Here is a 25,894-nt window from a genome sequence, read left to right as displayed (position 1 = left end):
CACGACTTGTCCGGGTGCATCTGGCCCCACGGACCACCCGGCACCCGAGAGCGGTGGGGCGGTCGCCGCAGACCACGCCGAGCTTACCGGGTGGTGAACGCCCGGGCGGTCAGCCGGCGAAGCGCTCGGCGAGATCGCGACCGATCGCGGTGCCCGACTCCCAGGCCGTCTGCACCTTGGGCCGTCCACCCCACGCGTCGCTGCAGACGCCCATCCGGCTGCCCTCGTCCCAGCCGAAGGCCGCGTCGGCGTGCGGGCGCAGCGGTTCCGCCAGGGACCAGCGGTGGGCGCGGGCCCAGGTCGGCGCGGGTGTCGCCGCCGACGTCAGCAGGGGTCCGAGCTCCGCGAGGACCTCGGGGACGATCGAGGCGGGGGCGTCGAGGTGGTCGCTGGAGACGTCCGGGGCCGCGTGCGCGACGAGGACGGGAGCCCCGTCGCCCCGGCGGGACCCGTCGTCGACGAGGAAGACGAGCAGGTCGGAGTCGTTGACGAAGGCTCCGTGGAAGTCCGGCCACCAGCGCTGGTCCCAGGCCGCGTAGACGGAGATGCAGGGACGCCAGTTCCAGCGCGCGGACACGTCCAGACGCGTCGCGACCATGCGCGGCAACAGGTCCGCGGCCTGCGGGTCCGGCATGGCGAGCACGACCGCGGCGGCGGCACGCCCGTCGACGACCGGGCCGTCGAGGGTGCCGTCCACGGCCTCCACGTCGATGCCGCTCACCACGTCCAGCGGCTCCCGTCCCGGTGGGGCGACGAGGTCGTCGAGCAGGCTGCGCAGCCCGCCGGGGGTCCCCCAGCGCACGGGGCCGGTCGAGGACCCCGCGAGCCCGCCGCCCGCGGCGGCGCGGCCGGAGATCTTGGCGAACGTGTCGGTCCAGGGCCGGGCCAGTTCCCGGCGTTCCCAGTCGGCCACGACCTCGGAGAACCCCCCGGACCCCTCGGCGGTGAAGTAGGCGGCGCCGAGGTCGACCACGCGGGTCCCCACGCTCGTCTCGACCCGGCGCCCGCTCATGCGACCCCCGACGCGACGCCCGCGGTCCAGGACCCGCACGGGCACCCCGGCGTCGGCCAGCACGCGGGCGCAGGCCAGACCGGAGATGCCGGCCCCGACGACGAGGACGGGACGCTCGGGCGTCGCGGGGTCGGTCACGAGGGGATCAGCTCCCGGGCGGCGATCGGGTCGCAGTCCTCGAGCAACGTGGTGCAGCGCACGGCTTCCTCTGTCTCCTCGATGCGGGCCGCGGCCTGCTGCAGGACGGCGAGCGCCCGCAGGAAACCCCGGTTCGGTTCGTGCGCCCACGGCACGGGACCGTGTCCGCGCCAGCCGGCGCGACGCAACGCGTCCAGCCCGCGGTGGTACCCGGTGCGCGCGAACGCGTACGCGGTCATGGTCTCCCCCGCCGCGAGTGCGCGCTCGGCGAGCAGGGCCCAGGGCAACGACGCCGAAGGGTGCCCGGCGGCGACGGCGTCGGGGTCCTTCCCGGCGGCGAGCTCCGCGTCGACCTCGGGGACGGCGGGCAGGTGGGTGGGCGGGGGTCCGCCGAGCAGGTTGGTTCCGGTGGTCACGGGAGGTCCTCTCCTAGTTCTTCGGGGCGGTCGGGATCTCGACCCAGACGATCTTGCCCCGCCGGGTGCGGGTGGTCCCCCACCGGCCCAGCGAGGCGACGAGGCGCATGCCGTGCCCACCCGCGCCGTCGGGACGGGCCTCGACGACCTGGGGTTCCTCGGGACTGTCGTCCTCCACCTCCAGGCGCAGGGCGTCCGGCAGGTCGAAGAGGCGCAGTCCGATGGTCCCCCAGCCGTGCAGGACGGCGTTGGCGACGAGCTCGGAGACGACGATCTCGGCCTGCGGGCCGCACTGCAGGCCCCAGACGGCGCAGGCGCGCAGGGTGGCGTGCCGCGCCTTGCCGATGGAGGACGGCTCCGAGGGCAGCTGCCAGCGGCGACGGCGGGGGGTGTCGGCCGTGGGCAGCGCTCCGCCGTCGGCCTCGGACTCCTCCGGCACGCGGACGACGACGATGGCGGTGTCGTCCTCGGGGGTGTCGCCGAGTCCGCTGAGCAGCTCCTCCCCGATGCCTGCGGCGTCGCGCGCCCTGGAGGCGGCGAGGACCTCGACGAGGACCTCGAGCCCGTCGTGCAGGGGCCGGGCGCGGGTCTCGATGAGGCCGTCGGTGTAGAAGACCAGGACGTCGCCGGGCGCGAGGGCGCGCTCGCGGGTGGGTCGGGGTCGTTCGCCGAGCCCGACGAGGGTGCCGGTCGCCTCGCTCAGGACCTCCACCGCCCGGGGGTCGGCGTTCCCGCGGCGCAGCAGCGGCGGCAGGTGTCCGGCGCTGGACCAGGCCATCTCCCAGCCGCCGTCGTCGAGGCGCTGCAGGGTCGCGTAGACGAGGCTCGCCATCCGCGGGATGCGCATGCCGCCGGTGAGCTGGTCGACGCGCATCAGGACGCTGGCGGGGTCGTCGAGCTCGTGGGCGGCGGAGCGGACGACGGAACGGATCTGACCCATCGCGGCCGCGGCCTCGACGTCGTGGCCGACGACGTCGCCGACGACGATCCCGGCGACGTGCTGGCCACCGCCGTCGACCGCCGGCGGCAGGACGTCGTACCAGTCACCGCCGACCTGGGCGTGCTCGGCGTTGGAGGCGTAGAACGTCCAGACGTCGAGGCCCTCGATCCCGTCGAGGCCCGTCGCGTCCGGAAGCATGCTGCGCTGCAGCGTCTCGGCCAGGGCGTGCTCGCGGGCGTGCAGGCGTTCGTTCTCCACCAGCAACCCCGCGCGGCGCGCCGCCCCGGCGAGCACGGTGCGGTCCTCGGGCCCGGTCCCCCCGGGGTGCGGGACGACCACGAGGACGCCGACGACGTTCTCCCGACCCCGCAGGGGCAGGGCCAGGGCGGGGGTTCCGGCCGTGAGCTCGGCGAGCCACGCGGTCGCGGTCCCGGGAGGCGCGTCGAGCGCCGCGATCTCCAGGGGTTCCCCCGTGTCGGGCGCGGCGGGGTCGAGCAGCGGGTCCGGGCCGGCCTGGCGCGAACGGCGCAGCCGGTGGCCGACGAGCTCGTGCAGGTGCGGGCCGTGGGCGGCGACGACCTCGACCTCGGTGGCGGCGCCCCCGGGTCCCTCGCGCAGCAGCGCCACCATCGCGGCGGAGACGAGGTGGTCGCCCAGCACCCGCACGACCGAGCGGATCCCGTGGGTCACGTCCTCGTCGAGCACGACGGCGTCGAGGCGGCCGAGGACCTCGAGGCGGGTGGCGGCCCGCCGTTCGGCGCTGCGATCGGTAGTGTGATCGGTGGCGCTCGCCTCGGCGGTGCGACGGGTCACGTCGGAGTGCCAGGAGACGACGTGGCAGACGGCGCCGGTGCGGTCCAGCAGCGGGACGGTGCGGACCTCGTGCAGGAAGGCGGTGCCGTCGCCGCGGTGGTCCAGGACCGTGACGGTCGTGGGCCGGGCCAGGGAGACGCTGCGGGTCAGCTCCGCCAGGGCGGCGTCGTCACGGGTGCTCAGCAGCTCCTCCCAGGAGCGGCCCAGCACGTCGTGCGCGGTGGCCCCGGTGGTGCGGGTGAAGGCGCCGTCGATCCAGTCCACGACGAGGTGGCCCTCGCGCAGGGCGGACAACGCCGTCCCGGGGCCGGCGGCGACGACGCCGCGGGTGTCGTCGCGGGTGTCGTCGCGGGTGTCGTCGTGGCCCGCGTGCTCGACGGCGTGGGTGCGCACCACGACGACGAGGAGCTGGTCGTGGTCGGGGACCCGGCCGGCGCTGACCCAGAGGTCACCGGGCAGGCGGGCGCCCGCGACCACCTCACCGCGTTCGAGGCGGTCCCAGACGGGATCGGCCACCAGTCCGGCCCGACGCAGGAAGTCCCGCAGGTCGCGCGGCGGGGGCTCGCCCTCGGCCACCCCGGCGGCAGCGCGGGCGCTCGCGTCGAGGGCCAGCAGCTCACCGGTCGCACGGGCCGGAACGGACACCAGCAGCAGCACGGCGGCCGGCTCGCGCAGCGCGAGCGCCTGCGGGCTGCTGCGGGACATCGGGGTGGAGCTCCTCGTGGTCTGGGACGCGATGGGTCGTCACAGGTGCGCGACAACGGTGCGTGCCTCGGTCGATAGCATGCAGGGGGCTCGAACGGAGCGCGCGTCGAGGGTGGCGGGCACGACGTCGGGTCCACCGCCCGGTTCGAGACCGGACGGAAGGACATCCGCTGCCTGTAGAAGCCGGGCACGGCACACAGCGGTCGGACCACGGAGGACCCATGACGAACGACGCGACACCGCCGGGCGAGGCCCCCCGGGTGCCCCAGGTGCGCTCGGTGGACCCCGGCTCGGTGCACGTCCTCTACGAACCGCGGGCCACCCGGGTGGTGCTCACGGGCGAGATCGACGCCGAGCTCGGCCCGGACCTGCTCGAGGCGGCCGAGGACGCGCTGACCTCGGGCCGGCCGTTGCAGGTCGACGCCCACCACGTGACCTTCATGGACTCGACGGGGCTCGCGTTCCTCGCGCGCCTGGCCTCGCGGTCCAAGGGGCGCCGGGTGACGCTGATCCGCCCGCCCGCGGTCGTGAAGTTCCTCATCGAGACGACGAACATCGTCCAGCTCCTGGACGTCGTCGACGAGGAACCGGGTCTGACCGCGCCGGACGACGACGGGCCGCAGCCCGCCTGAGACCCGAGCAGCACGAAGGCCCGGCCCGCGAGGGGACCGGGCCTTCTCGCGTTCAGCGCCTCACTTCACGCTCTTGCCCGCGCTGCGCAGCGCCTGGGCGGCCTCGACGACGCGGGCGGCCATGCCCGTCTCGCCGGCCTTGCCCCAGACCCGCGGGTCGTAGGTCTTCTTGTTGCCGACCTCGCCGTCGACCTTCAGCACACCGTCGTAGTTGCGGAGCATGTGGTCCGCGATCGGGCGGGTGAAGGCGTACTGGGTGTCGGTGTCGACGTTCATCTTGATGACGCCGTAGTCGACGGCGTCGCTGATCTCCTGGTCGGAGGACCCGGAGCCGCCGTGGAAGACCAGGTCGAACGGCTTGTCCTTGCCGACCTGCGCGCCGACCTTCTCCTGGATCTCCTTGAGGATCTCAGGGCGCAGCTTGACCCCGCCGGGCTTGTAGACGCCGTGGACGTTGCCGAAGGTGAGCGCCGTCAGGTAGCGGCCCTTCTCCCCCGAGCCGAGCGCGTTCACGGTCGCCAGCGCGTCGTCGACGGTCGTGTAGAGCTTGTCGTTGATCTCGTGGGCGACACCGTCCTCCTCGCCCCCCACGACGCCGATCTCCACCTCGAGGATGATCTTGGCGGCGACGGCCCGGGCCAGGAGCTCCTCCGCGATCGAGAGGTTCTCGTCGAGCGGCACGGCCGAGCCGTCCCACATGTGCGACTGGAACAGCGGGTCGCGGCCCGACCTCACGCGCTCGGCCGAGATGTCGAGCAGCGGACGCACGAAGCCGTCCAGCTTGTCCTTCGGGCAGTGGTCGGTGTGCAGGGCGATGTTCACGCCGTAGCCCTTGGCCACGTGGTGGGCGTACTCGGCGAGCGCCTGCGACCCCAGGACCATGTCCTTGACGGTCGTGCCCGACAGGAACTCCGCACCGCCGGTGGAGACCTGGACGATGCCGTCGCTCTCGGCCTCGGCGAAACCACGGATGGCGGCGTTCAGCGTGATGCTCGAGGAGATGTTGATGGCCGGGTAGGCGAAGGAACCGGCCTTCGCGCGGTCGAGCATCTCGGCGTAGACGTCCGGGGTGGCGATGGGCATGGAGACTCCTCCGTCTGGCGACTCTGGCAGGGCGATCCTTCCACGCCCCGCTCAGGCAGCGCAGTGTGGCCTTCACGGTGGCCTCACGGTGGCCTTCCCGGATGCCGACCGCCCGTCGTGGTGTCAGCGTGGGGCCATGACGGACACCAGCTTGCAGGGCAAGAAGGTCGCGTTCCTCGTGGCCACCGAAGGCATCGAGCAGGTCGAGCTGACCGAACCGTGGAAGGCCGTGCAGGAGGCCGGCGGGGAGCCCGTGCTGATCTCGACGAAGGCCGGTCAGGTGCAGGCCTTCGACCACCTCGACAAGGGCGACACCTTCGACGTCGACGTCGTCGTGGACGACGCCAGCCCGAGCGAGTACGCCGCGCTCGTCCTGCCGGGCGGGGTCGCCAACCCCGACGCGCTGCGGACGAGCCTGTCGGCCGTGAAGTTCGTCGGGCAGTTCGCCGCGTCGACGCGGCCCATCGCGGCCATCTGCCACGCCCCGTGGACCCTCGTCGAGGCCGACGTGCTCAAGGGCCGACGGATGACGTCGTGGCCCTCGCTGCAGACGGACCTGCGCAACGCCGGGGCCGAGTGGGTCGACGAGGAGGTCGTCGTGGACCTCTCCGGTCCCGGGCCCCTCATCACCAGCCGCAACCCCGACGACCTGCCGGCGTTCAGCAAGGCCCTCGTGGAGGCGATCGCGTGAACACGGGCATCGGCTACACCTGCATGAGCGAGCAGTCCGACCCGCGCTGGTTGGTGCGGGACGCGATGGCGGCCGAGGAGGCCGGTTTCGACACGATCGTCTTCTCCGACCACGCCTCGCCGTGGCTGACCTCGCAGGGTCACGCGCCCTACGCCTGGTCGGTCCTCGGGGCGGTCGCGGCGACGACGTCCCGGGTGGAACTCATGACCTACGTGACCTGCCCCACGATCCGCTACCACCCCGCGATCGTGGCCCAGAAGGCCGCGACGGTGCAGATCCTCTCCGAGGGGCGCTTCGTCCTCGGCCTGGGTTCCGGGGAGAACCTCAACGAGCACGTCGTCGGGCAGGGCTGGCCGGCGGTCGAGGAACGTCAGGACATGCTCGTCGAGGCCTGCGAGATCATCTCGAACCTCTTCGACGGGGAACTCCTCACCTACGTCGGCGACCACTTCCGGGTCGACTCCCACCGCCTGTGGGACGTTCCCGAGCACCGGGTCCCGATCGCCGTCGCGGTCAGCGGTGAGAAGTCGGCGACGAGGTTCTCGCCGTTGGCCGACCACCTCGTCGCGGTGGAACCGGAGGCCGCCCTGGCCGCCTGGGACGCCGCCCGCGAACCCGGACAGCGACCCAGCCGCAAGATCGGGCAGATGCCGGTCAGCTGGGACGCCGACCAGGACGCCGCGACCGCCCGGGCGCACGAGCAGTTCCGCTGGTTCGCCGGTGGCTGGAAGGTGAACGCCGACCTGCCGACGACCGCCGGTTTCGCGGGCGCCACGCAGTTCGTGCGTCCCGAGGACGTCGCCGGGACGATCCCCTGCGGGAACTCCGTCGACGCGATCGTCGAAGCCGCGTCCGCCTACTTCGAGGCGGGTTTCACCGACCTCTCGCTCGTGCAGATCGGCGGGGAGCACCAGTCGGAGTTCCTGAAGGTGGCGCAGAGCGAGATCATCCCCGCCCTGCGCGAGGCGGCTCAGGGGTCTGACCCCTCCCCCAGCTGAACCGGGTCGTCGTGCGTGCGGGCCGGACGGGGGCGACCTCATGACCCTTTCCTGGGAGTGAACACAGGACTACCCTCCGGAGTGACAACGACGTCTCGACCGGAGGAGGTCGTCGTGCGGCGCATCGGAGCGCTCCTCGCCACCACCACCCTGCTCGGCGCGGCCCTCGCCGTCGCTCCGGGCGCGGCGGCCGCCCCACCCCGGGCGAGCGTCGTCCCCTGCGGCGCGGTGCTCACGGCCAGCGTCCGCCTCGCCGCCGACATGCTGTGCCCCACGGCGAACGGGATCGTCCTCGCCGCCGACGGGGTCGAACTGAACCTCAACGGCCACCGCCTCGTCGGCGGCGGGGCCGGAACCGGCGTGTTCGTGACCGCGCGCGGTACGACCGTCCGCAACGGGGTCGTCTCCGGCTGGAACACCGGCGTGGGCGCCGCGGAGAACGACGCCGACACCGACGCTCCCCCGGAGTTCAGCGCCACCGTCCGCGACGCCCGGGTCGAGAACTCCCGGATCGGGGTGGCGGTGCGCCCCGGGGCCCTCATCACGGTCCGCGACAGCGTGCTGCGCAGGAACGGCCGCGGGGCGACCAGCGAGTTCGGGGGACGGGTGCGGATCGAGTCCTCGACCCTCGAGCGCAACACCACCGGTGCGTGGTCCTTCGGCACCGTCGCGGACGGGATGGTCGTCCGGGACTCGCTGATCCGCGACAACAGCTTCGCCGGCGTCTCCTGCGGTCAGGACGGCGCCTACGACGTCGCCGGGAGCACGTTGCTGCGCAACGGCTACGGGCTCGAGGTGTTCGAGTGCCTGGGCCGGGTGGTCGATTCCGCCTTCGTCTGGAACCGCGAGCACGTCGGGGGCTACCTCGCGCGGGGGGACCGCATCGATCTGATCTGCAACAGCTACACCCGGGACGGCGGTCCGGTGCCGTTCCCGGTGCAACCCTGTCCGGCGGGGAGGACCGCCCCGGCGATCACCGGGGCGGAGTGACGCTCCACCACGGCGGCGCCGCCTGAACCTTTCCTGAGTGTCACCAGAGCGCTACGCTGCGTGGAGACATCGGGGTCTCGGGCGAAGAAGGTCTTCATGCGTCAGCGCACGGCAGTTCTCGCGATCACTCCTCTCACCGCAGCGCTCCTGACCCTCGCTCCCGGGGCGTCGGCGGCGGCTGCGCCGCGGGCCGTGGTCGTCCCCTGCGGGACGACCCTCACGACCAGCGTGCGACTGGCCGCCGACGTCGTCTGCCCCCAGGGCGGCGGGCTGCAGCTCGCGCGCGACGGCATCGAACTCAACCTGAACGGGCACTCGGTCACCGGCCCGGGCGCCGGGACGGACAGCAGCGGCGTCTTCTTCGCCGCCCGGGACGTGACCGTCCGCAACGGCACGGTCTCGGGGTGGGGTACGGGGGTCACCGCCAACTACTCCAACGACGACGGGCCGGTGACCGTCAGCGGCACCGTGCGCGAGGCCCGGCTGCAGGGCAACGGGGTCGGGGTCGACAGCGAGCAGGGTGGCGACGTCGTCGTGCGGAACTCCCTCCTCAGCGGGAACTCCCGGGGCGGCGTCGCGGTCTTCGACGGGCGGCTACGGGTGGAGCGGTCCACGGCCGAGGCCAACCAGACGGGATTCTTCACCTTCTCCATCGATCCCGGTGCCTTCGTCGTGCGGGACTCCCTCATCCGGGGGAACCGGGGCGCCGGGATCTCCTGCAGCCAGGACGGGCGCTACGACGTCGACCGCACCACGTTGCAGCGCAACGGTACCGGGCTCGACGTGTTCGAGTGCGGCGGGATCGTCCAGAACTCGAAGTTCGTCTGGAACCGGCAGCACGTGGGTGGGTTCCTCGTCGAGGGTGACCGGATCGACCTGGTCTGCAACAGCTACACCCGCGACGGTGGACCGGTCGAGTTCCCCGTCCAACCGTGTCCCGCCGGGGTCAGCGCCCCCGCCATCGCCGAGGAGTCCTGAGCCTCAGACCAGCAGGTCCGCCAGCACGTCGGCGAGGGCGGTCGAACCGAGTTCGGCGTCCTCGTCGGTGCACGTCTCCTCGGGTGAGTGCGAGACGCCGGTCGGGTTGCGGGTGAAGAGCATCGCCGTCGGGACCACCGCGGCGAGGATCCCCGCGTCGTGCCCGGCCCCGGTCGCGAGGTTCGGGGCGCCGTCGAGCACGCCCGTGATGCGGCGGGCCAGGGCGGGGTCGAAGTCCACGGTGGCGCCGAAGGACTCCTCGCGGACCTCGACGGAACACCCCTCCCCCGCGGCGATCTCCTGCGCGCGCCGCGTGATCTCGGCGACCACGGCCACCGTCACCCCGTCCTCCGGGTGACGCACGTCCAGCCACAGGTCGACGCGGGAGGCGATGACGTTCGTCCCGCCGGGGACCGGGTGCAACCGCCCGACGGTGGCCCGGGTCCCGGGGTTCGCGGCGGCGACCTCGCGCACCGCGACGACCAGTCGGGACGCCGCGAGCAACGGGTCGCGGCGGTCCTCGAGCAGGGTCGTCCCCGCGTGGTTGCCCTGGCCGTGGACGCTGAACCGCCAGCGTCCGTGACCGATGACGGAACTCGCCACGGCGACGGGGGCGTCGAGGTCGATCAACCCGCGGCCCTGCTCGACGTGGAGTTCGACGAAGGTCCCGATGCGGGCGAGCGTCTCCTCGTCCCGGCCGAAACCCCGGGGGTCGAACCCGGAGCGGGCGGCGACGTCGGCGAAGGTGTCGCCCTCCGGATCGGTGAGGGCCAGCGCCTTCTCAGCGGTGATGGCGCCGGTCAGCAACCGGGAACCGAGGCAGGCCACCCCGAACCGGGACCCCTCCTCCTCGGGGAACACCGCGAGACCCAGCGGTCTCGAGGGGACGACACCGCGTTGGCGCAGCAGGTCGAGCGACCGCAACGCCGAGGCGACCCCCAGCGGTCCGTCGAACGCGCCACCCCCGGGGACGGAGTCGAGGTGGCTACCGGTGACGACGGCCCCCTCCAGCGGGAGACCGGCGGGGTTCCACCACGCCCAGACGATCCCGTTGCGGTCGGTCTCGGCCTCCAGCCCGCGCGCCGCGAGTTCCGCCGTGTACCAGGACACGAGATCGCGTTCGGCGGTGGAGAAGACCGGGCGCGAGTACCCGCCCCGGGTGGCGTCCCGGCCGGTGTCGGCGATGGCGGCCAGCAGGTCAGAGGTCTCGGACACCCGCCGAACCTACCCGGAACCGCTCGGGAACGGTCCCGGTGCCGAGCGCGACGTCCGCGGCGACCTCACCGAGCAGCGGTGCGAACTTCGCGCCGTGCCCGGAGCAGGGCGACAGGACGGTCACCCCGTCCACCCCGTCGACGACGAAGTCCTCGGTGGGGGTGTTGGTGAACAGGCAGGTCGTCTCCGCGTAGGGCTCCGAGTCGAGGCCGGGGAGGAACCGGCTCACGTGCTCCACGACCCGCGCGCGGTTCGCGGGGTCGATCGCGCCGGTGCGGGCCGCGGCGGAGGACAGGACCCGGCCACCGTTGAACTCGGCCACCTTCTGCCCGCGGAACTGCGCGTCGCGACCCCCGGGCAGGGAGTAGACGGAGGTGCCGTCCTGCTCGTGGATGGTGGTCGGCCAGGACGCACCAGGGTCGCGGTAGCGGAAGTGGAAGGCGTTCTCCTCGCGCACCTGCAGCGGCGGGAACGCGGCCAGGAACTCCGCCGGCAACGAGAGGTTCCCGAGCAGGTCCGGCAGCCACCCGCCGGCACTGACGACGACGCGTTCCGCCGCGAGCGTGCGCCCGTCGACGGCGTGGGCGGTGAACCCCGTCGTGGTGCGTTCGAGGTGCTGCAGCGGCCAGCCGGTGAGCACCTCCGCACCACCGGCCCGGGCGGCCGCGACCATCGCCGCCACGGTCCGCTCCGCGTCCAGGACACCGCCCGCCGGGTGCAGCAGGACGTCGCTGTCGGCGGCGACGTGCGGCCACCGTTCCCGGGCGGCGCGCCGGGGGACGAGCTCGTGCTCGACGCCCGCCGCGGCGAGGACCCGCGCCAACCCGGCCACGTCGTGGTCGGGACCGAAGTCGAGGGCCCCGCACCGGGTGATGAGCGGGGCTCCGTGCCGCCGCTCCAGCTCGGACCACAGCGGTACCGACGCCGCGAGGAGGTCGACGTAGTCCCGCTCCCGGTAGGCGAACCGGAAGATCCGCGCCGACCCGTGCGAGCTGCCCTGCGCCGAGGCCGGCACGTCGCGTTCGACCAGGGTGACCGGGAAACCCCGCTCAGTCAGTCGCCAGGCGGTGGACGCTCCCGCGAGACCGGCTCCGACCACGAGGAACTGCGACATCCGACGCCTCCAGGATCACGACGGCCCGTTCGAGGGCGGGGAGGTCCCCGCGGGCCACCTCGAAGTGTGCCTGCAGGGTGTCCAGGTCGACGACCGCCACCGCGCTCCCGCCCGCGTAGCGGCCGCCCGCGACGGTGATCCCCGGGGGCGACGTCGCCATCACGTTCACCGCCAGCACCTCCCCCTCGGGGTGGGCCACGACGGGGAGCTCACCGTCGAACACCAGCACCGCGTTCCCGCCGACGTCCCCGCCGACGTCATGGGGTGCGCCGTCCAGGTCCAGCACCAGGGTGCCGCGGGCCACGGCGAACCAGCGGGTCACCCCGGGGAACGTCGAGAACGGGCCGTCGGCGGTGATGGTCGCGACGCTGAGGCGCCACCGCTCGTCGCGGTGGAGTTCCCGCGTCGTCCCGCCCCCGTTGCGCCAGGGCTGGTCGGGGACGTCGTCGTGACGGACGGTGCGCACGCCCCCAGCATGCCCGCCTCCGACCGGGTGCCGGTGGGTGGCGCCCGACCCGCGCGAGGAGGTACCGTCCGCGGACGGTGAACCCGTGCCCGGGGGCTTCGCACCCCGGACCTGTCGAGTGCACGGGTCGTTCATTGCATCGCCACACGCCGCTGACCCCGGTCAGCCTGCGCCTCTTCCAGCTCGTCCCCGTCGTCCTGCACGTGCGGGAACTCACCGGCGGCCGGCCACGTCCCACCGTCGGCGACGACATCACCTGGTTCCTCACGCAACGCCCCGACGACCGGGTCCCCTGGCCCTCCGGGTCCGTCCGCCTGCACGCCTCGTACGAACCGCGGGGTTCCACCCCCGCCACGACGGGGTTCCCGGTCCGGGTCCAGGTGGTGAACTGGGCGGTCCGGGGGCCGGCCGACGACCGGCGCCCCGTCGGCGGCACGGAGGAACTGCGCGACGTCCACCGGCCCGGGAAGCTCCTCGCCGGTCGTGAGCGCCGTGACGTGCACGTGCTCGTGGACCTCGCCGTGCGGCGCGCCTCAGCGGCCGACGCGGTAGCGGACGTGGGTCGCGAGCGGTGAGTGGACGACCTCGACGGGGACCAGACCGGGATCGGTCACCCCGTCGAGGAGTCGTTCTCCCGCCCCGATCAGGATCGGGACGACGTCGAGGGCGAGTTCCTCGACCACGCCCGCGGCCAGCGCCTGCCGGACGGTGGCGGCACCGCCGGCGATGCGCACGTCGCCGGCCCCGGCCGCCTCCCGGGCGCGGGCGAAGGCGGCGTCGAAACCGTCGGTGACGAAGTGGAAGGTCGTCCCGGTCAGTTCCAGGGGGGCCCGCTCGTGGTGGGTGAGGACGAAGACCGGCGCGTGGTAGGGCGGTTCCTCGCCCCACCACCCGCGCCAGGTCTCGTCCGGCCACTGACCCCGGACCGGACCGAACATGTTGCGGCCCATGACCACTGCCCCGAGCGGGGCCAGCAGACCCGCTCGCCAGGCCGCGTCGGCCTCGTGGCCGGGCTCCCCGGAGCGGAACTGCCACTGGTGCAGCAGTTCGGTCCCGACCCCCATGGGGTGCTCGAGGCTCTGGTCCGGACCGGCGGTGAAGCCGTCGAGGGACACGGTCTGGTGGCAGACGACACGACTCATGCGGGTGGGACCTCCGTCGGGGTCAGGACTCAGCGGTCGGCGGGACGGCCGTCCGCCACCTGGCGGACGGCGCCCGCCGCCTCGCACGCTCGGCGGGCCTGCCCCGGGTGCAGTCTGGGGGGCGACCGGTCGGGTCGTCGACCGGAACACACCGTCGAGAGGTCAACGATGACCACCACCGCCACCACGGGCTCCGTCACCCCCTTCGACCCCGAAGCGGCGGCCGCGCTGGCCGCCCTCGGGGGTTTCCCGCCCATCACCCCCGACCTCATCCCGGTCGTGCGCCAGGGCCTGCCCGGTCAGCTGCCCCCCAGCGACGAGGAACTCGCCCGCGACGGCGCCTTCACCGTCGAGGAACGCAGCGTCCCCGGACCCGACGGCGCCCCCGACGTCAGTCTGCTGATCTGCCGTCCCACGACGACCGTGACGGGAGCGGTCTACTGGATCCACGGTGGCGGGATGGTCCTCGGCGACAACCGCGGCGGCATCGCCGAGGCCCTGGACTGGGCCCAGGAGTTCGGCCTGGTCGTCGTGTCGGTGGAGTACCGCCTCGCACCCGAGACCCCGCACCCCGGACCGGTCGAGGACTGCTACGCCGGGCTGGTCTGGACCGCGGACCACGCGGGCGAACTGGGTTTCGACCCGGCGCGCATCGTCGTCGCAGGGGCCAGCGCCGGCGGCGGGCTGGCCGCCGCGGTCGCCCTGCTGGCCCGTGACCGCCGCGGTCCCGGACTGCTGGGCCAACTGCTGATCTACCCGATGCTGGACGACCGCAACGACTCCCCGTCCGCGGTGCAGATGGCCGACACCGGGACCTGGGGCCGCACGGCCAACGACACCGGCTGGACCGCGTTGCTGGGCACGGCCCGCGGTGGTCCGGACGTCTCGCCCTACGCCGCGCCGGCTCGGGCGCAGGACCTGACGGGGTTGCCGCCGACGTTCGTCGACGTGGCCTCGGCGGAGAACTTCCGCGACGAGGACGTCGCCTACGCGAGCCGCATCTGGCAGGCCGGCGGGCGGGCGGAACTGCACGTCTGGCCCGGCGGGTTCCACGGTTTCGACGTGTTCGCCCCGCAGGCGGCGATCTCCCAGGCGGCACGGGCCGCGCGACGAGCGTGGCTGTCCCGCCTCGTGCAGGCCTGAACCGCTTCCCGTCGGGCCCCCGCGAGCGCAGGATGGGCTCGTGAGGGACCTGACGGTGCGACTCTCGGCGCTCGACCCCGACGCGGGGGCCGCGCTGCGCGTCGTGTCGTACTTCGACGAACTCGCCGCGGGGCACGCCGGTCTGCACGCGATCGTCCGCGGGGCGACGTCGCTCACCGGCAGTCCCGCCGGGTTCCTCGACGCGCGCCGGCACCTGCGGTTGCGGGTGAACTCCGCGGGCGAGAACGAGCCCGGCGAGGACGACGTTCCGGACGGGTCGTCGGGACCGGACCCGGCGTGGTTGAGCGCAGCCGTCGACGACGGGGCGGTCCTGTGGCTGGAACGGCCGGGTCCGCCCCGCGTCGTGGACGCGGTCGTGCTGGAACGCGCCTGCGCCCTGGCCCGCAGCGTCCTCGAACGCACCCGCCCGCTGGCGGCGTCGGCACCGGGACGTCAGGACGCGGACCTCCTGGAGGTCGTGCTCGACCCGCGGACGCCGCGCGACGACCGTCGTCGGGCGGCGCGCAGCCTCGGCCTCGCCCCGGGGACCCCCTGCCGCGCCGTCGCGGTGGTCGACGGCAGCGCCCTGGTCCTCACCGGCCCGGTGGAACCCCTGCTCGGGTCGCGGCGGGCCGGGGTGGGACCGGTCGTGACGGTGGACGAGCTCCCGGGTTCCTGGGTCGCCGCCCGTCGCGCGCTGCGCCTCACCGCTGAGGGCACCGCGACCGACCCGGGGCCACGGATCGTCCACGCCGAGGCGGTGCAGGGGTTGCTGCTGCTGGCCGCGACCGTGCCGGCCGGTGCACCCCCGGTTCCCGACGTCGGGGCCGTGGAACGCGCCGCCGTCCTCGCGCCCTGGATGCTGCGCACCCTGGACGTCCTGGCCACGACGTCCAGCCGGCGCGCGGCCGCGACGGAACTCGCGGTCCACCACTCGACGGTGCAGGCCCGGGTGCTCACCGCCCAGCGCGCGCTGGGCTGGGAACTGCAGGACGTGGCCGGGTTGCAGCGCCTGCAGCTGGCGCTCGTCCTGCGCCGGCTGCACCGCAACCCCTGACCGGGCTCAGTCCTCCGGCAGCGCGTCGGCCAGCAGTTCCGCGAGGTGCTTGGGCTTGATCCCCGTGAGGTTGTCCGACTGGGTCCGGCAGGAGTACCCGTCGGCCACGACGACCGCGTCCCCGCGTTCGCGCAGGGCGGGCAGGAACGCGTGCTCGGCGACCTTCACCGACACGTCGTAGTGGCCCTTCTCGGCCCCGAAGTTCCCGGCCAGTCCGCAGCAGCCGTTCAGGACCTCCGCCTCGACCCCGGCCTTGGCCAGCAGGCGTTCGTCGGGCGAGAAACCCATGACCGCGTGCTGGTGGCAGTGCGGCTGGACGACGGCCTTCTGGTCCACCCGCGGCGGGATCCAGTCCGGACGCCGTTCCGCGATGAGTTCCGCCAGGGTCTTCACCCGACGTTCCAGCGCGTGGGCGCGGGGGTCGTCGGGCAGCAGTTCCGCGGCGTCCTCGCGCAGCAACGCGGTGCACGACGGTTCCAGCCCGACCACGGGGACCTCGGAGTTCCCCAGCGCGTCCAGCGAGGAACGCAACTGGCGCTTCGCCCCGTCGAGCTGTCCCGTCGACACCCAGGTGAGCCCGCAGCAGACCTGCTGCTCGGTGAGCCGCACCTGGAAACCGAGGTGTTCCAGGAGCTTCACGGCGGCCTTGCCGACCTCGGGCGAGAAGTTCTCCGTGAAGGAGTCCACCCACAGCAGGACGGGTTCACCCGCACGTTCGGGGCGCTGGCGGAACCACGCCCGGAACGTCTCCTCCGCGAACGCCGGCAGCGGCCGGTGCTGGTCCACCCCGCCCAGCGCCCGCGCCGTCCACGCCAGCGCCGGCACCGAGGTCAGCGCGTTCACGACCTTCGGCGCGTAGGAGGCGAGCTTCGACCAGCGCGGCAACCAGCCCAGGAGGTAGTGGTTCATCGGCCGCAACCGGCCCGCGTAGAACTTGTCGAGGAACTCCGCCTTGTAGGTCGGCATGTCGACCCCGGCGGGGCAGTCCGCGCTGCACCCCTTGCAGGACAGGCAGAGGTCGAGGACGTCCTTGACCTCCTGCGAGCGCCAGCCGTCGGTGACGAGGGTGCCGTTGGCCATCTCCTGCAACAGCCGGGCCCGCCCGCGGGTGGAGTCCTTCTCGTCACCGGTCGCGAGGTAGCTCGGGCACATGACGCCTCCGGAGTCGGCGCGGCACTTGCCGACCCCGACGCAGCGGTGGACGGCGCGGGTGAGGTCGCCCTGGTCCTGGGAGTAGGCGAACTTCAACCCCGAACGACCAGGCATGCCCAGCGCGTGCGCCGGACGGGCCGACGGGACGCGGAGGTCGGCGGCGACGTCGGCGGGGCGGACGATGATCCCCGGGTTCAGCAGGTCGTCGGGGTCGAAGGCGCGCTTGACCTCCTCGAACGCGGAGATCGCCTCGGCGTCGTACATCAACGGCAGCAACCCACCGCGGGCCCGGCCGTCGCCGTGCTCTCCCGAGAGGGAACCGCCGTGCTTCGCGACGAGCCGGGCGGCGTCCTCGAGGAACGCCTTCGCCACGGCGCCACCGCCGTTCTCGTAGAGCGGGAAGTCGATGCGGACGTGGATGCAGCCGTCCCCGAAGTGCCCGTAGGCCAGCCCGTCGACGCCGTGGGTCGCCATCAGCGCGTCGAACTCGCGCAGGTACTCGCCCAGCCGTGCGGGCGGGACGGCGGCGTCCTCCCAGCCCGGCCACGCCGGCAACCCCTCGGGGGAACGGCCGGCCAACCCGGCGCCGTCCTCGCGGATGCGCCACAACTTCCGCGCGGCAGCGGCGGTCGGGATGACGACGGAGTCCAGCGCCTGGGAGTCACGCACCATCGCCTCCGCCGCGGCGAGCGACTCCTCCGGGGTCTCCCCGCCCATCTCGACGAACAGCCAGCCGTCGCCTCCGGGCAGGCCGTCGACGGAACCCCCGCGGCGCACGACGATGTCGGCGAGGCGACGGTCGATGCCCTCGACGGCGAGCGGGGCGTGTTCCAGCAGGGCGGGGGTCGCGTCGGCGGCCTCGTGCATCGAGGGGTAGCCGAGGACCACGAACGTCGTCGACGGGGACTGGCGCACGAGGCGGACCCGGGCGCGCAGGATCGTCACCAGCGTCCCCTCCGACCCGGTGAGCAGCCGGGCGAGGGCGGTCCCGGTGGGCCCGCCGGTCTCGGGCAGCAGGTGTTCCAGGGCGTAGCCGGACACCTGACGGCCGAACGTGGCGAACGAGGTCCGGATGGTCCCGAGGTGGCGGGAGGCCACGGCCTGCAGCTCGGCGAGGAGGTCCGCGGGCGGGGCGTCGGTCCAGTAGCGGCGGCCGTGACCGTCGAGGACCTCGAGGGCGACGACGTTGTGCGAGGTCCGGCCGTAGGCCAGCGCGTGCGATCCGCAGGCGTCGTTGCCGATCATCCCGCCGACGGTGCAGCGGGCGTGGGTCGAGGGGTCCGGCCCGAACCGCAGACCCAGTGGCGCGGCCTGGCGCTGCAGGTCGTCGAGGATGACGCCGGGCTCGATGAGCGCGGTCATGGTCTCGGGGTCGATCTCGAGGACGCGGTGGAGGTGACGGGAGAAGTCGAGCACGACTCCCTCCCCGATCGCGTTCCCCGCGACCGAGGTGCCGGCGCCGCGGGAGGTGAACGGCACCCCGAGACGGCGGCAGACCGCCCAGACGGCTTCGACGTCCTCGACCGTGCGCGGGAAGACGACGACCTGCGGGACGACGCGGTAGTTCGACGCGTCGGTCGTGTACTCCGCGCGGCGCCGGCTCGAGGCGTCCACGACGCCGGACCCGGCGGTGGTGCCGAGGGCGGCGTTCAGGCTGGTCAGCAGGTCCGCACCGGCAGCGGCCTCGGCGCGGGTCTCGTCGATCAGGGTCACGTGTCCAGTGTGCCGCCGCGCGGGCCGTGCTCCGCACCCAGCCACCCCCACTCGATCCGTGATCTCGCCGGGTCCCCCAGCGGGATCACGGGTGGGGGGTGAGGAGGGCGAGGTGGCGGGGGCTGACGTCGATCGTCAGCCGCTGGCCGCGGGTCAGGAGCAGCCGGTCGGCCTCCAGGCCGTCGCCGAAGACGACGAGCTCGTCGGAGAGCACGTCGAGGGTCAGGGGCTCGGCCCCGACCGACCCGGCGACGAGGTCGGCACCGGTGGTCCGCGAGGGCCACGCCTCGCGCACGAACCAGGCCAGGGTCGGGTCGGTGGGCCCGGGCAGGGCGGCTCCCCCGCGGGCGCGGGCCAGGGAGGCGAGCCAGCCGGTGGCGCCCGTCCCGGTCCCGCAGACGACCCCGCTGGAGGCCTGCTCCTCGCGCCGGTCCCCGCGGCCCAGCACGTAGCGGGCGGTCTGGTGGCTGTGGTGACCGACGAAGACCTCGTTGAGGGCGTGCAGCTCCTGGTCGTCGTCGGTGCGCGCGCGCACCATCGTCCGCTGCTCGCACACGGGCCGGGACACGCTGCGCTGCAGCAGGTCACGGGCGTGCGCGGCGGGGTGGCGGACCAGGACACCGGCGTTGGCCCCGGGGTCGGGGTCGATGCCCACGACGACCTGGCCGTCGAGGTACTTGGCGACGTTGGCGACCAGCCCGTCCTGCCCGACGACCACGACGACGTCCTCGGGGGCGAAGAGGAACCGGGAGAGGTCGGCCCGCTCGACCGTTCCCGTCCGCCAGTCCAGGGGGACCGCGGCGGCCACCGCGACCAGGGCGGCGCGCTGGCGTTCGTCGCCCGCCTCGAGGTCGTCGAGCGTGCGCCCGCGGGTCCGGAGGAAGAACTGCGCGGCTCCGCGGGTCCCGTGCCGGGCGATCGCGTCGGCGAAGGGGGTGCGGCGGTGGACCAGGACCGCGCGCGGCGCGAGGCTCACCGGGTACCGGCCAGCCGGGCGAGGGCCCCGGTGATGACGTCCGGGGTGAGGACGAGGGTCCCGATCTCGGGCAGCTGACCGGCGAACTCCCGCAGCGCGAGAGCGAGCAGGACCTCCGGTGGCGTACCGGCGACGGCGGCCATGCGGGCGGCCTCGGCGCCGGCGTCGGCCTCGCCCTGCAACCGGGTCGCCGTGGCGTGCGCCTGCGCCAGCCGCTCCTCGCGTTCGGCCTCGGCGGTGGCCTGGACGGTGTCCGCGGCGGCGGCCTCCTCGACGGTCCGGCGCTGGTTGGCCCCGCGCTGGGCGACGAGCTGTTCCTCGCGCCGGGCGAGCTCGATCTCGTTCTGCAGCTCGTTCTCGCTGATGGCCCGTTCCCGTTCGACGGCGAGCGCCCGGCGCTGGGAGGTGGCGTGGTCGGCCTCGGTCTGCAACGCCTCCCGGGTCGGGGTGCCCAGCGCCTTCTCGACGTCGGGATCGGGGCGGACGGCGACGACGCGGGCGTCGACGAGGGCGAGGCCCGTCCGGGCGAGCCGGCTGTCGGCGGTGAGGCCCGCGGTGATGCGCTCCCGGGTCAGCGTCACCCCTCTGACCAGCACCTCGCGCAGCGGCAGCCGGGCGAGGACGTCGAGGACGTGCTGCTGGGCGGTCTCGGTCAGCAGCCCGGCCAGTTGCTGCAGCGGGGCGTTCCGCCACCGGCCGGTCACGGGGTCGAGGGAGAAGTCGACGCGGGTCGCGGCGAGCTCGGGGTCCTCGACGCGGAAGGTGACGGTGGCCTGGACGGTGACGTCGACGAAGTCGGCGGTGCGGGCGTGCAGGACGAGCGGGAGTTCGCGGTCGTCGACGGGCACCTCCGACAGCGCCGCGGAGAGGGGGCGGAACCAGAACGCCTGGCCGGTGCCGGAGTGCACGAGCTTCCCACCGCGGTGGTGCACGACGTGGGTGGTCGGGGTGCTGCGCAGGTGCCGGGCGAAGGGGTAGCGGGTGATGTCGGCCATGTCGTCCTCCTCGGACAGTTGTTGTCGTCGGAATGACGATAAGCCAGCGCCTCCCCTAATCGTCAAGTCGACGACAAGCCGGTACGCTGACCGGGTGACCTACCCCACCGTCGCCGTCACCGTGGACCTCGTCGTGCTCACCGTCCGGCCCGAGGGGCTGTCCGTCCTGCTCGTCGAACGCGGCGAGGAGCCGTTCCTCGGCGACTGGGCGCTGCCCGGGGGTTTCGTCCACCCGGACGAGGACCTGCTCGGCGCCGCCGAACGGGAACTCGCCGAGGAGACCGGACTCCCCCGCGGTTCGGTGCACCTGGAACAGCTCGCCAGCTACGGCGCCCCCGACCGCGATCCCCGCCAGCGCGTCGTGACGGTCTGCTACCTCGCCCTCGCCCCCGACCTGCCCACCCCGCACGCGGGCACCGACGCCGCCGACGCGCGCTGGGTACCCGTGCGCGAGGCCCGGGACCTCGCCTTCGACCACGACCGCCTGCTCGCCGACGCCGTGGAGCGCGCCCGGGCGAAACTGGAGTACTCACCGCTCGCGACGGCCTTCTGCGCCGAGGAGTTCACCGTCGCCGAACTCCGCCGGGTCTACGAACAGGTCTGGGGACACCCCCTGGACGCCCGGAACTTCCACCGCAAGGTCACCGGCGCCGACGGGTTCCTCGAACCGGTCGGCTCGAGCACGACCCGCGACGGCGGCCGCCCCGCGCAGCTCTTCCGGCGCGGGAGCGCCACCAGCGTGCACCCGCCCCTGCTGCGCACCTGACAGCGACGGGGAACCCGACTAGGGTCGAACGTCGTGTCCGCCTACCCCGCCCTCGTCGCGGCGGGGTTCCGGCGGTTCTCCACCTACCGGGCCGCCACCGCGGCCGGCGCTCTGACCAACTCGGTGTTCGGCGCCATCAAGGCCGCCGTCCTCGTCGGCACGGTCTCCGGGGCCGGGAGTGCGGTCGCCGGCTACGACGTCGAGCAGGCCGCCACCTTCGCCTGGGTGACGCAGGCCCTCCTCGCCCCGGTCAGCGTGTTCGCCGACGACGAGGTCGCGCAGCGCGTGCGGACCGGGGACATCGCCGTCGACCTGGCCCGTCCGGTCGACCCGCAACTCGCGGCCTGGGCCACCGACCTCGGCCGCGCGGCGTACATGTTCCTGCCCCGCGGCGTCCCACCCCTCGTGCTGGGGATCGCGCTCACCGGACTCGCGCTGCCGAGCGATCCGCGCAGCTACCTCCTGGGTGTCGTCAGCCTCGTCCTCGGCGTCTCGGTCTCCTTCTCGGCCCGCTGGCTGGTCAACCTCACGGCGTTCTGGCTCACCGAGATCCGCGGGATCCTCATGCTCTACACCGTCCTCGCGACGATCCTCACCGGGCTCGCCATCCCGGTCCGCTGGTTCCCGGCGTGGCTCGCGACCCTCGCCCACGCCACCCCGTTCCCGTCGATGCTGCAGTCGCCGATCGACGTCTTCACCGGCACCGCAACGGGAACCGGCGCGCTCCGGCTCGTCGCGGTCCAGGTCGGCTGGCTGGCCGGGCTCCTGCTCGCCGGTCGGGTCCTGCTGGCGCTGGGGTCCCGACGACTGGTGGTGCAGGGTGGCTGAGGGCTCGGCGGTCGCCGCCTACCGGGCCGTCCTGGGCAGCCGGGTGCGGGCCCAGCTGAGCTACCGGACGTCCTTCGTCGCCGACCTGCTCTCCAACCTGGGCATCGGGATCAGCGAGTTCGCCACGATCTACGTCGTCTTCTCGCGGACCTCCACCCTGGGCGGGCTGGACGTGTGGCAGGCGTCGCTGGTGTTCGCGCTGGCGAACGTGGCCTTCGCGGCCGCGGACCTCCTCGCCGGTCACCTCGACAACCTGCCCACCCACATCCGCAGCGGAACCCTCGACGCGTTCCTGCTGCGTCCCCTCCCGGTCCTCGCCCAACTGGCGACCTCCGACGTCTCGTTGCGCCGGATCGGGCGGGTGCTGGTCGGCGTCGTGGTGCTGTGCGTCGCGTGGCCGCACACCGGCATCGCGCTCGACCTGCGCGCCGTGGCCCTGCTCGCCACCGCGCTCGTCGGCGGGACGGCGATCTTCTCGGCGTTGTTCGTCATCGCGGGCGCCTGCCAGTTCTGGCTGCTGGACGGGAAGGAAGCGGTGAACTCCCTCACCTACGGCGGTTCCAACGCGGCGCAGTACCCCGCCTCGATCTACGGGACACCGCTGCGCTGGTTGTTCTGCTACGTCGTCCCGGCCGCGTTCGTCGCCTACCTCCCCGTCCTGGCCCTGCTGAGGAGCGACGGGCCCGCCGGCCTGCCCGCCGGGCTCGGGTGGTTCTCGCCGGTCGCGGCCGCCGCGCTCTGGAGCGTCGCCCTGCTGCTGTGGCGCCAGGGGATCCGGCACTACACGGGGAGCGGATCGTGAATCCGGCGCTGGAGGTCACCGACCTCGTCCGCGAGTACGTCGTCCGCGAGAAGGTCGAGGGGAGGTTCCGTCGGCGACGTCGCGTCGTCCGCGCCGTCGACGGGTTGTCCCTGCGGGTCGAACCGGGGGAATCGGTGGGGTTCATCGGCGCCAACGGTGCCGGGAAGTCGACGACCATCAAACTCCTCACCGGCATCCTCGTCCCCTCCGCCGGCAGCGTGCGGACGTGCGGGCTGGACCCGGTGGCCCGGCGTCGCGACCTGGCCCGCCGCATCGGCGTGGTGTTCGGGCAGCGCAGCCAGCTCTGGTGGGACCTGCCGCTGAGCGAGTCCTTCCGCCTCCTCGCCGCGATCCACCACCTCCCCGCAGGGGTCTGGCGGCCACGGCTGCGCGACCTCGACGACCGGCTGGGGCTGGGCGAGTTCCTCACCACCCCCGTGCGGCAACTGTCCCTGGGCCAGCGGATGCGCGGGGAGGTCGCAGCCGCGCTGTTGCACTCCCCCGAACTGCTGCTGCTCGACGAACCGACGATCGGCCTCGACGTCCTGTCCAGCGAACGGCTGCGCCGGTTCCTGCGGGCCGAACGCGCCGAACGCGGGACGACCTTGCTGCTGACGACGCACGACATGGGTGACGTGCAGCGTCTCTGCGACCGGGTGCTCGTCGTCGACCGCGGTCGCGCCGCCTACGACGGCGACCTGCCCGGGTTGGTGCGCCGCGTCGGCGCCCGGCGCGTCCTCGTCGTGGACCTCACCGCACCCACCGGGCCGATCCACGTCGAGGGAGCCCAGCTCCTCGGCGTCGAGGCGGGGGGTCTGCGCCATCGGTTCGCCTTCTCGGCCCAGGAGACGACCGCCGCCGCGGTGCTGGCGGGAGTCTCCGCCCACGCCGAGGTGCGGGACCTGTCGGTGGAGGAACCCGACATCGCCGACGTGCTGCGCCAGCTCTACGCCAGTTCGGGGACCCCTCAGGCCGGGGTGCCGCCGGAGAGCGCCAGGAGCTGACGGAGGACCCGGTCGTCGATCCCGAGCTCGGGTGCGGCCTCCCCGACGTCCGGGGCGAGGGAACGCACCTCGGTGTGCAGCTCCTCCATCCGGCGGTCCATCTGCTCGGCGACCGCCGCGGCCTCGGTGAGGCTCGCGGCCAGGTGACCGGGGACCTCGCCGTCGTACTTGTAGTAGATCTTGTGCTCCAGGCTGGCCCAGAAGTCCATGGCGATCGTCCGGATCTGGACCTCCACCGTCACCGGGACAGGGCCGTCGGAGAGGAACACCGGGATCTCGACGATGGCGTGCAGGCTCTTGTAGCCGTTGGGTTTCGGGTGCGCGATGTAGTCCTTGACGGCCAGGACGCGGATGTCCGCCTGCCCCGTGAGGATCTCGAGCATCCGGTACGTGTCGGCGATGAAGCTGCAGGTGATGCGGACACCCGCGATGTCGGTGATGTGTTCGCGGATGGTGTCGAACGACGGGTCCAACCCGCGGCGCACGACCTTCTCGAGGATGCTCGTCGGGGACTTCACCCGGGACGTCACGTGCTCGATGGGGTTGTAGCGGTGCAGGTGGGTGAACTCCTCGCGCAGGATCGAGACCTTCGTCAGCACCTCGTCGACGGCGAAGCGGTAGGCCATCATGAACCGGACGAAGTCCTCACGGACACGACGGAACGCCTCGAGATCGGCTGCACCGTAGGAGTTCTCTCCCGTCTCCACGGACGCCACGCCCATCGCGCACCTCACCTCTCCACCGTCGGGGCCTCGTGCTGCGAACGCGTGGCACCGCGCCGGGGTTCCGTGCCGTCACGTCGGGCGGTGACGGCCGGCCGGGTCAGAGCCGGTCCTTGGCCCGTCCGAGCACGGGGGTCCAGCCGGCCACGGTCCGGCCCGCCACGATCCGGCCGTCCACGAAGAACGGATCGGCGTCCAGGGTCGCCTCCACGTCCGCGGCGGTCTCGGCCTCGAACACGAGGAACGCGCCCTCGGCGTCGGTCGGGCCGGACAGGACGAGGGCGTCGCCCAGCGAGGCGAGCCACTCGCGGTGGGTCGGGCGGACGGCGTCCCGGGCGGAGACGTCCGGGGAGTAGGCGTAGGTCACGACGAAGAAGGACATGGCCCGGACGCTACCGGGACGATCCTCGCCGGCGTCGCAGCGACGGTTCTCAACCGCGGCACGAAGAACCCGACGAGCGGTCCGACCCCCAGCGCGAACGCGACCGTGCCGACCCCGACGTTGCCGCCCAGGACCCAGCCGACCGCCAGGACCGACACCTCGACGACCGCGCGGGCGAGCCAGAGGGGCAGACCGGTCCGCCGGTGCAGGCCGGTCATCAGCCCGTCCCGCGGCCCCGGCCCGAAACCCGCCCCGAGGTAGAGCCCGCTCGCCACCGCCAGCAGCGCCAGACCGACCGCGAACAACGGGATCCGGACGAGCAGCGCGTGCGGCGCGGGGAGCAGGTCGACCGTCGCCTCGATCGCCGTCCCCACCAGCAGGACGTTCAGCACGGTCCCCACTCCTGGTCTCTGCCGCAACGGGATCCACAGCAGCAGCACGGCGAGGCCGATGAGGTTCGCGAGCCAGCCCAGGCCCACCCCGGTGTGTCGAGAGACCCCCTGCGCGAAGACCGTCCACGGCCCGACCCCGATCCCGGCGAGGACCATCAGCCCCTCGGCCACGCCGTAGAGGCCGAGGCCGACGAGGAGACGGGCGATGCGGGCACTGAGCACTGGACTTCTCACAGCACGGATTGGACCGCAGTCCGCTCTCGCCTCGACAGTGCCAATCCGGCTACGGTGGACTGGTGCCCACCCTGTCCGCGTCCACCCTCGGCCACCTCCTCGGCGACTGGCGCGACACCGGCCCGGCCCTGCGGGCGCTCGCCGAGCGGATCCGGTTGCTGCTGCTGGACGGGCGAATCACCTCGGGCACCCGGTTGCCCGCCGAGCGTGAGCTCGCCGCCACCCTCGCGCTCAGCCGGACGACCGTCGCGGCGGCCTACGCGCACCTGCGCGAGACCGGGTACGTCACCAGCGTGCGGGGTTCCGGCAGCGTGATCGCCCTCCCCGCCGTCACACCCCCCGGGGACGTCCGGCCCGCCCACGTCGAGATCGACCTGACCCGGGCGGCCCTGCCC

27 protein-coding genes are annotated in these 25,894 nt (G+C 73.6%); 13 read left to right on the top strand and 14 right to left on the bottom strand.

Annotated elements, in window-relative coordinates:
* Positions 1-109 precede the first annotated feature (109 nt).
* The 3 genes from AC0I8G_RS14755 to AC0I8G_RS14745 are packed head-to-tail and all read right to left on the bottom strand — an operon-like array spanning position 110 to position 4,024.
* Positions 110-1,150 carry an NAD(P)/FAD-dependent oxidoreductase gene (locus AC0I8G_RS14755; RefSeq protein WP_380260463.1) on the bottom strand — a complete coding sequence of 347 codons (1,041 nt, stop codon included), beginning with the start codon at positions 1,148-1,150 and terminating at the stop codon, positions 110-112.
* Positions 1,147-1,566 (bottom strand): DUF3151 domain-containing protein, encoded by a 420-nt coding sequence (locus tag AC0I8G_RS14750; RefSeq protein ID WP_380260462.1) that lies wholly within the window; start codon positions 1,564-1,566, stop codon positions 1,147-1,149. Before AC0I8G_RS14750 ends, AC0I8G_RS14755 begins: the two co-directional genes overlap by 4 nt.
* A gap of 13 nt (positions 1,567-1,579) precedes the next feature.
* Positions 1,580-4,024, bottom strand: a complete 2,445-nt coding sequence (locus AC0I8G_RS14745) for an ATP-binding SpoIIE family protein phosphatase (RefSeq protein ID WP_471730584.1) — start codon at positions 4,022-4,024, stop codon at positions 1,580-1,582.
* 221 nt (positions 4,025-4,245) lie between these two features.
* Here AC0I8G_RS14745 and AC0I8G_RS14740 point away from each other — a divergent pair, with 221 nt between their 5' ends.
* Entirely contained in the window at positions 4,246-4,656 is a 411-nt protein-coding gene (locus tag AC0I8G_RS14740) for an STAS domain-containing protein (protein WP_328293186.1), read from the top strand.
* Between the two features lie 60 nt (positions 4,657-4,716).
* Here AC0I8G_RS14740 and fbaA read toward each other — a convergent pair whose 3' ends face one another.
* The gene (gene fbaA, locus AC0I8G_RS14735; RefSeq protein ID WP_471730583.1) at positions 4,717-5,739 is read right to left on the bottom strand and encodes a class II fructose-bisphosphate aldolase; all 1,023 of its coding nucleotides are present in this window, start codon (positions 5,737-5,739) and stop codon (positions 4,717-4,719) included.
* A 136-nt stretch (positions 5,740-5,875) separates the two neighbouring features.
* Between fbaA and AC0I8G_RS14730 the strand changes: the two genes are divergently transcribed.
* From AC0I8G_RS14730 to AC0I8G_RS14715, 4 genes are all read left to right on the top strand, one after another.
* Positions 5,876-6,430, top strand: coding sequence for a type 1 glutamine amidotransferase domain-containing protein (locus AC0I8G_RS14730; RefSeq protein ID WP_471730582.1), 555 nt, complete (start codon positions 5,876-5,878; stop codon positions 6,428-6,430).
* On the top strand, positions 6,427-7,428 hold the full coding sequence (locus AC0I8G_RS14725) for a TIGR03557 family F420-dependent LLM class oxidoreductase (protein ID WP_328293189.1): 1,002 nt from the start codon (positions 6,427-6,429) through the stop codon (positions 7,426-7,428). The genes AC0I8G_RS14730 and AC0I8G_RS14725 overlap by 4 nt, the downstream gene beginning before the upstream one ends.
* A 114-nt stretch (positions 7,429-7,542) precedes the next feature.
* On the top strand, positions 7,543-8,418 hold the full coding sequence (locus AC0I8G_RS14720) for a right-handed parallel beta-helix repeat-containing protein (RefSeq protein ID WP_471730581.1): 876 nt from the start codon (positions 7,543-7,545) through the stop codon (positions 8,416-8,418).
* Positions 8,419-8,514: 96 nt separating this feature from the next.
* The gene (locus tag AC0I8G_RS14715; protein ID WP_471730580.1) at positions 8,515-9,396 is read left to right on the top strand and encodes a right-handed parallel beta-helix repeat-containing protein; all 882 of its coding nucleotides are present in this window, start codon (positions 8,515-8,517) and stop codon (positions 9,394-9,396) included.
* Between the two features lie 3 nt (positions 9,397-9,399).
* Here the strand turns inward: AC0I8G_RS14715 and AC0I8G_RS14710 are convergent, their stop codons facing one another.
* Genes AC0I8G_RS14710 through AC0I8G_RS14700 form a run of 3 tightly spaced genes read right to left on the bottom strand, consistent with a single transcriptional unit; the run spans position 9,400 to position 12,191 of the window.
* Complete coding sequence (locus AC0I8G_RS14710) at positions 9,400-10,611, bottom strand: allantoate amidohydrolase (protein WP_471730579.1); 1,212 nt, start codon at positions 10,609-10,611, stop codon at positions 9,400-9,402.
* Positions 10,595-11,725 carry an FAD-dependent oxidoreductase gene (locus tag AC0I8G_RS14705; RefSeq protein WP_471730578.1) on the bottom strand — a complete coding sequence of 377 codons (1,131 nt, stop codon included), beginning with the start codon at positions 11,723-11,725 and terminating at the stop codon, positions 10,595-10,597. The genes AC0I8G_RS14710 and AC0I8G_RS14705 overlap by 17 nt, the downstream gene beginning before the upstream one ends.
* Positions 11,661-12,191 carry a HutD family protein gene (locus tag AC0I8G_RS14700; RefSeq protein WP_471730577.1) on the bottom strand — a complete coding sequence of 177 codons (531 nt, stop codon included), beginning with the start codon at positions 12,189-12,191 and terminating at the stop codon, positions 11,661-11,663. Before AC0I8G_RS14700 ends, AC0I8G_RS14705 begins: the two co-directional genes overlap by 65 nt.
* A gap of 134 nt (positions 12,192-12,325) precedes the next feature.
* Between AC0I8G_RS14700 and AC0I8G_RS14695 the strand changes: the two genes are divergently transcribed.
* The gene (locus tag AC0I8G_RS14695; RefSeq protein WP_471730576.1) at positions 12,326-12,766 is read left to right on the top strand and encodes a hypothetical protein; all 441 of its coding nucleotides are present in this window, start codon (positions 12,326-12,328) and stop codon (positions 12,764-12,766) included.
* Here AC0I8G_RS14695 and AC0I8G_RS14690 read toward each other — a convergent pair.
* On the bottom strand, positions 12,725-13,333 hold the full coding sequence (locus tag AC0I8G_RS14690; RefSeq protein ID WP_471730575.1) for a dihydrofolate reductase family protein: 609 nt from the start codon (positions 13,331-13,333) through the stop codon (positions 12,725-12,727). The genes AC0I8G_RS14695 and AC0I8G_RS14690 overlap by 42 nt on opposite strands.
* A gap of 168 nt (positions 13,334-13,501) precedes the next feature.
* On the opposite strand from AC0I8G_RS14690, the gene AC0I8G_RS14685 reads away from it, so the two are divergent.
* On the top strand, positions 13,502-14,476 hold the full coding sequence (locus AC0I8G_RS14685) for an alpha/beta hydrolase (protein WP_471730574.1): 975 nt from the start codon (positions 13,502-13,504) through the stop codon (positions 14,474-14,476).
* 40 nt (positions 14,477-14,516) lie between these two features.
* Complete coding sequence (locus AC0I8G_RS14680; RefSeq protein WP_471730573.1) at positions 14,517-15,533, top strand: helix-turn-helix domain-containing protein; 1,017 nt, start codon at positions 14,517-14,519, stop codon at positions 15,531-15,533.
* 6 nt (positions 15,534-15,539) lie between these two features.
* Here AC0I8G_RS14680 and AC0I8G_RS14675 read toward each other — a convergent pair whose 3' ends face one another.
* From AC0I8G_RS14675 to AC0I8G_RS14665, 3 genes are all read right to left on the bottom strand, one after another.
* A complete protein-coding gene (locus AC0I8G_RS14675) occupies positions 15,540-18,398 on the bottom strand; it encodes an FAD-binding and (Fe-S)-binding domain-containing protein (RefSeq protein WP_471730572.1) in 2,859 nt (952 codons plus the stop codon).
* A gap of 85 nt (positions 18,399-18,483) precedes the next feature.
* Complete coding sequence (locus tag AC0I8G_RS14670) at positions 18,484-19,374, bottom strand: hypothetical protein (protein WP_471730571.1); 891 nt, start codon at positions 19,372-19,374, stop codon at positions 18,484-18,486.
* Positions 19,371-20,369, bottom strand: coding sequence for an SPFH domain-containing protein (locus AC0I8G_RS14665; protein WP_471730570.1), 999 nt, complete (start codon positions 20,367-20,369; stop codon positions 19,371-19,373). The genes AC0I8G_RS14670 and AC0I8G_RS14665 overlap by 4 nt, the downstream gene beginning before the upstream one ends.
* A gap of 94 nt (positions 20,370-20,463) precedes the next feature.
* On the opposite strand from AC0I8G_RS14665, the gene AC0I8G_RS14660 reads away from it, so the two are divergent.
* From AC0I8G_RS14660 to AC0I8G_RS14645, 4 genes are read left to right on the top strand one after another with little or no spacing between them, the layout of a single operon-like run.
* Positions 20,464-21,135, top strand: coding sequence for an NUDIX hydrolase (locus tag AC0I8G_RS14660; RefSeq protein ID WP_471730569.1), 672 nt, complete (start codon positions 20,464-20,466; stop codon positions 21,133-21,135).
* Between the two features lie 33 nt (positions 21,136-21,168).
* A complete protein-coding gene (locus AC0I8G_RS14655; protein ID WP_471730568.1) occupies positions 21,169-21,963 on the top strand; it encodes an ABC transporter permease in 795 nt (264 codons plus the stop codon).
* Positions 21,956-22,765, top strand: coding sequence for an ABC transporter permease (locus AC0I8G_RS14650; RefSeq protein WP_471730567.1), 810 nt, complete (start codon positions 21,956-21,958; stop codon positions 22,763-22,765). The genes AC0I8G_RS14655 and AC0I8G_RS14650 overlap by 8 nt, the downstream gene beginning before the upstream one ends.
* A complete protein-coding gene (locus AC0I8G_RS14645) occupies positions 22,762-23,769 on the top strand; it encodes an ABC transporter ATP-binding protein (protein ID WP_471730566.1) in 1,008 nt (335 codons plus the stop codon). The genes AC0I8G_RS14650 and AC0I8G_RS14645 overlap by 4 nt, the downstream gene beginning before the upstream one ends.
* Here the strand turns inward: AC0I8G_RS14645 and AC0I8G_RS14640 are convergent.
* From AC0I8G_RS14640 to yczE, 3 genes are all read right to left on the bottom strand, one after another.
* Positions 23,733-24,491: a GTP pyrophosphokinase gene (locus AC0I8G_RS14640; RefSeq protein WP_380262756.1), complete on the bottom strand. Its 759-nt coding sequence runs from the start codon at positions 24,489-24,491 to the stop codon at positions 23,733-23,735. The two genes, AC0I8G_RS14645 and AC0I8G_RS14640, sit on opposite strands and share 37 nt — an antisense overlap.
* A 100-nt stretch (positions 24,492-24,591) precedes the next feature.
* Complete coding sequence (locus tag AC0I8G_RS14635; protein WP_380262758.1) at positions 24,592-24,873, bottom strand: YciI family protein; 282 nt, start codon at positions 24,871-24,873, stop codon at positions 24,592-24,594.
* Positions 24,855-25,499, bottom strand: coding sequence for a membrane protein YczE (gene yczE, locus AC0I8G_RS14630; RefSeq protein WP_471730565.1), 645 nt, complete (start codon positions 25,497-25,499; stop codon positions 24,855-24,857). The genes AC0I8G_RS14635 and yczE overlap by 19 nt, the downstream gene beginning before the upstream one ends.
* A 62-nt stretch (positions 25,500-25,561) precedes the next feature.
* Here yczE and AC0I8G_RS14625 point away from each other — a divergent pair.
* Positions 25,562-25,894 (top strand): GntR family transcriptional regulator (locus tag AC0I8G_RS14625; RefSeq protein WP_471730564.1); only part of this gene is annotated, 333 nt, incomplete at its 3' end.

It is taken from the genome of Kineococcus sp. AC630, from assembly GCF_979255925.1.
Note: the sequence above shows the minus strand (reverse complement) of the source record. Positions and strands in the feature narration are given on the sequence as shown.

Excerpts from the sequence above, each read along its gene's own strand:
- AC0I8G_RS14745 (WP_471730584.1), bottom strand. The coding sequence starts at position 4,024 with ATGTCCCGCAGCAGCCCGCAGGCGCTCGCGCTGCGCGAGCCGGCCGCC.
- AC0I8G_RS14740 (WP_328293186.1), top strand. The coding sequence starts at position 4,246 with ATGACGAACGACGCGACACCGCCGGGCGAGGCCCCCCGGGTGCCCCAG.
- fbaA (WP_471730583.1), bottom strand. The coding sequence starts at position 5,739 with ATGCCCATCGCCACCCCGGACGTCTACGCCGAGATGCTCGACCGCGCG.
- AC0I8G_RS14730 (WP_471730582.1), top strand. The coding sequence starts at position 5,876 with ATGACGGACACCAGCTTGCAGGGCAAGAAGGTCGCGTTCCTCGTGGCC.
- AC0I8G_RS14715 (WP_471730580.1), top strand. The coding sequence starts at position 8,515 with ATGCGTCAGCGCACGGCAGTTCTCGCGATCACTCCTCTCACCGCAGCG.
- AC0I8G_RS14705 (WP_471730578.1), bottom strand. The coding sequence starts at position 11,725 with ATGTCGCAGTTCCTCGTGGTCGGAGCCGGTCTCGCGGGAGCGTCCACC.
- AC0I8G_RS14690 (WP_471730575.1), bottom strand. The coding sequence starts at position 13,333 with ATGAGTCGTGTCGTCTGCCACCAGACCGTGTCCCTCGACGGCTTCACC.
- AC0I8G_RS14685 (WP_471730574.1), top strand. The coding sequence starts at position 13,502 with ATGACCACCACCGCCACCACGGGCTCCGTCACCCCCTTCGACCCCGAA.
- AC0I8G_RS14665 (WP_471730570.1), bottom strand. The coding sequence starts at position 20,369 with ATGGCCGACATCACCCGCTACCCCTTCGCCCGGCACCTGCGCAGCACC.
- AC0I8G_RS14640 (WP_380262756.1), bottom strand. The coding sequence starts at position 24,491 with ATGGGCGTGGCGTCCGTGGAGACGGGAGAGAACTCCTACGGTGCAGCC.
- AC0I8G_RS14635 (WP_380262758.1), bottom strand. The coding sequence starts at position 24,873 with ATGTCCTTCTTCGTCGTGACCTACGCCTACTCCCCGGACGTCTCCGCC.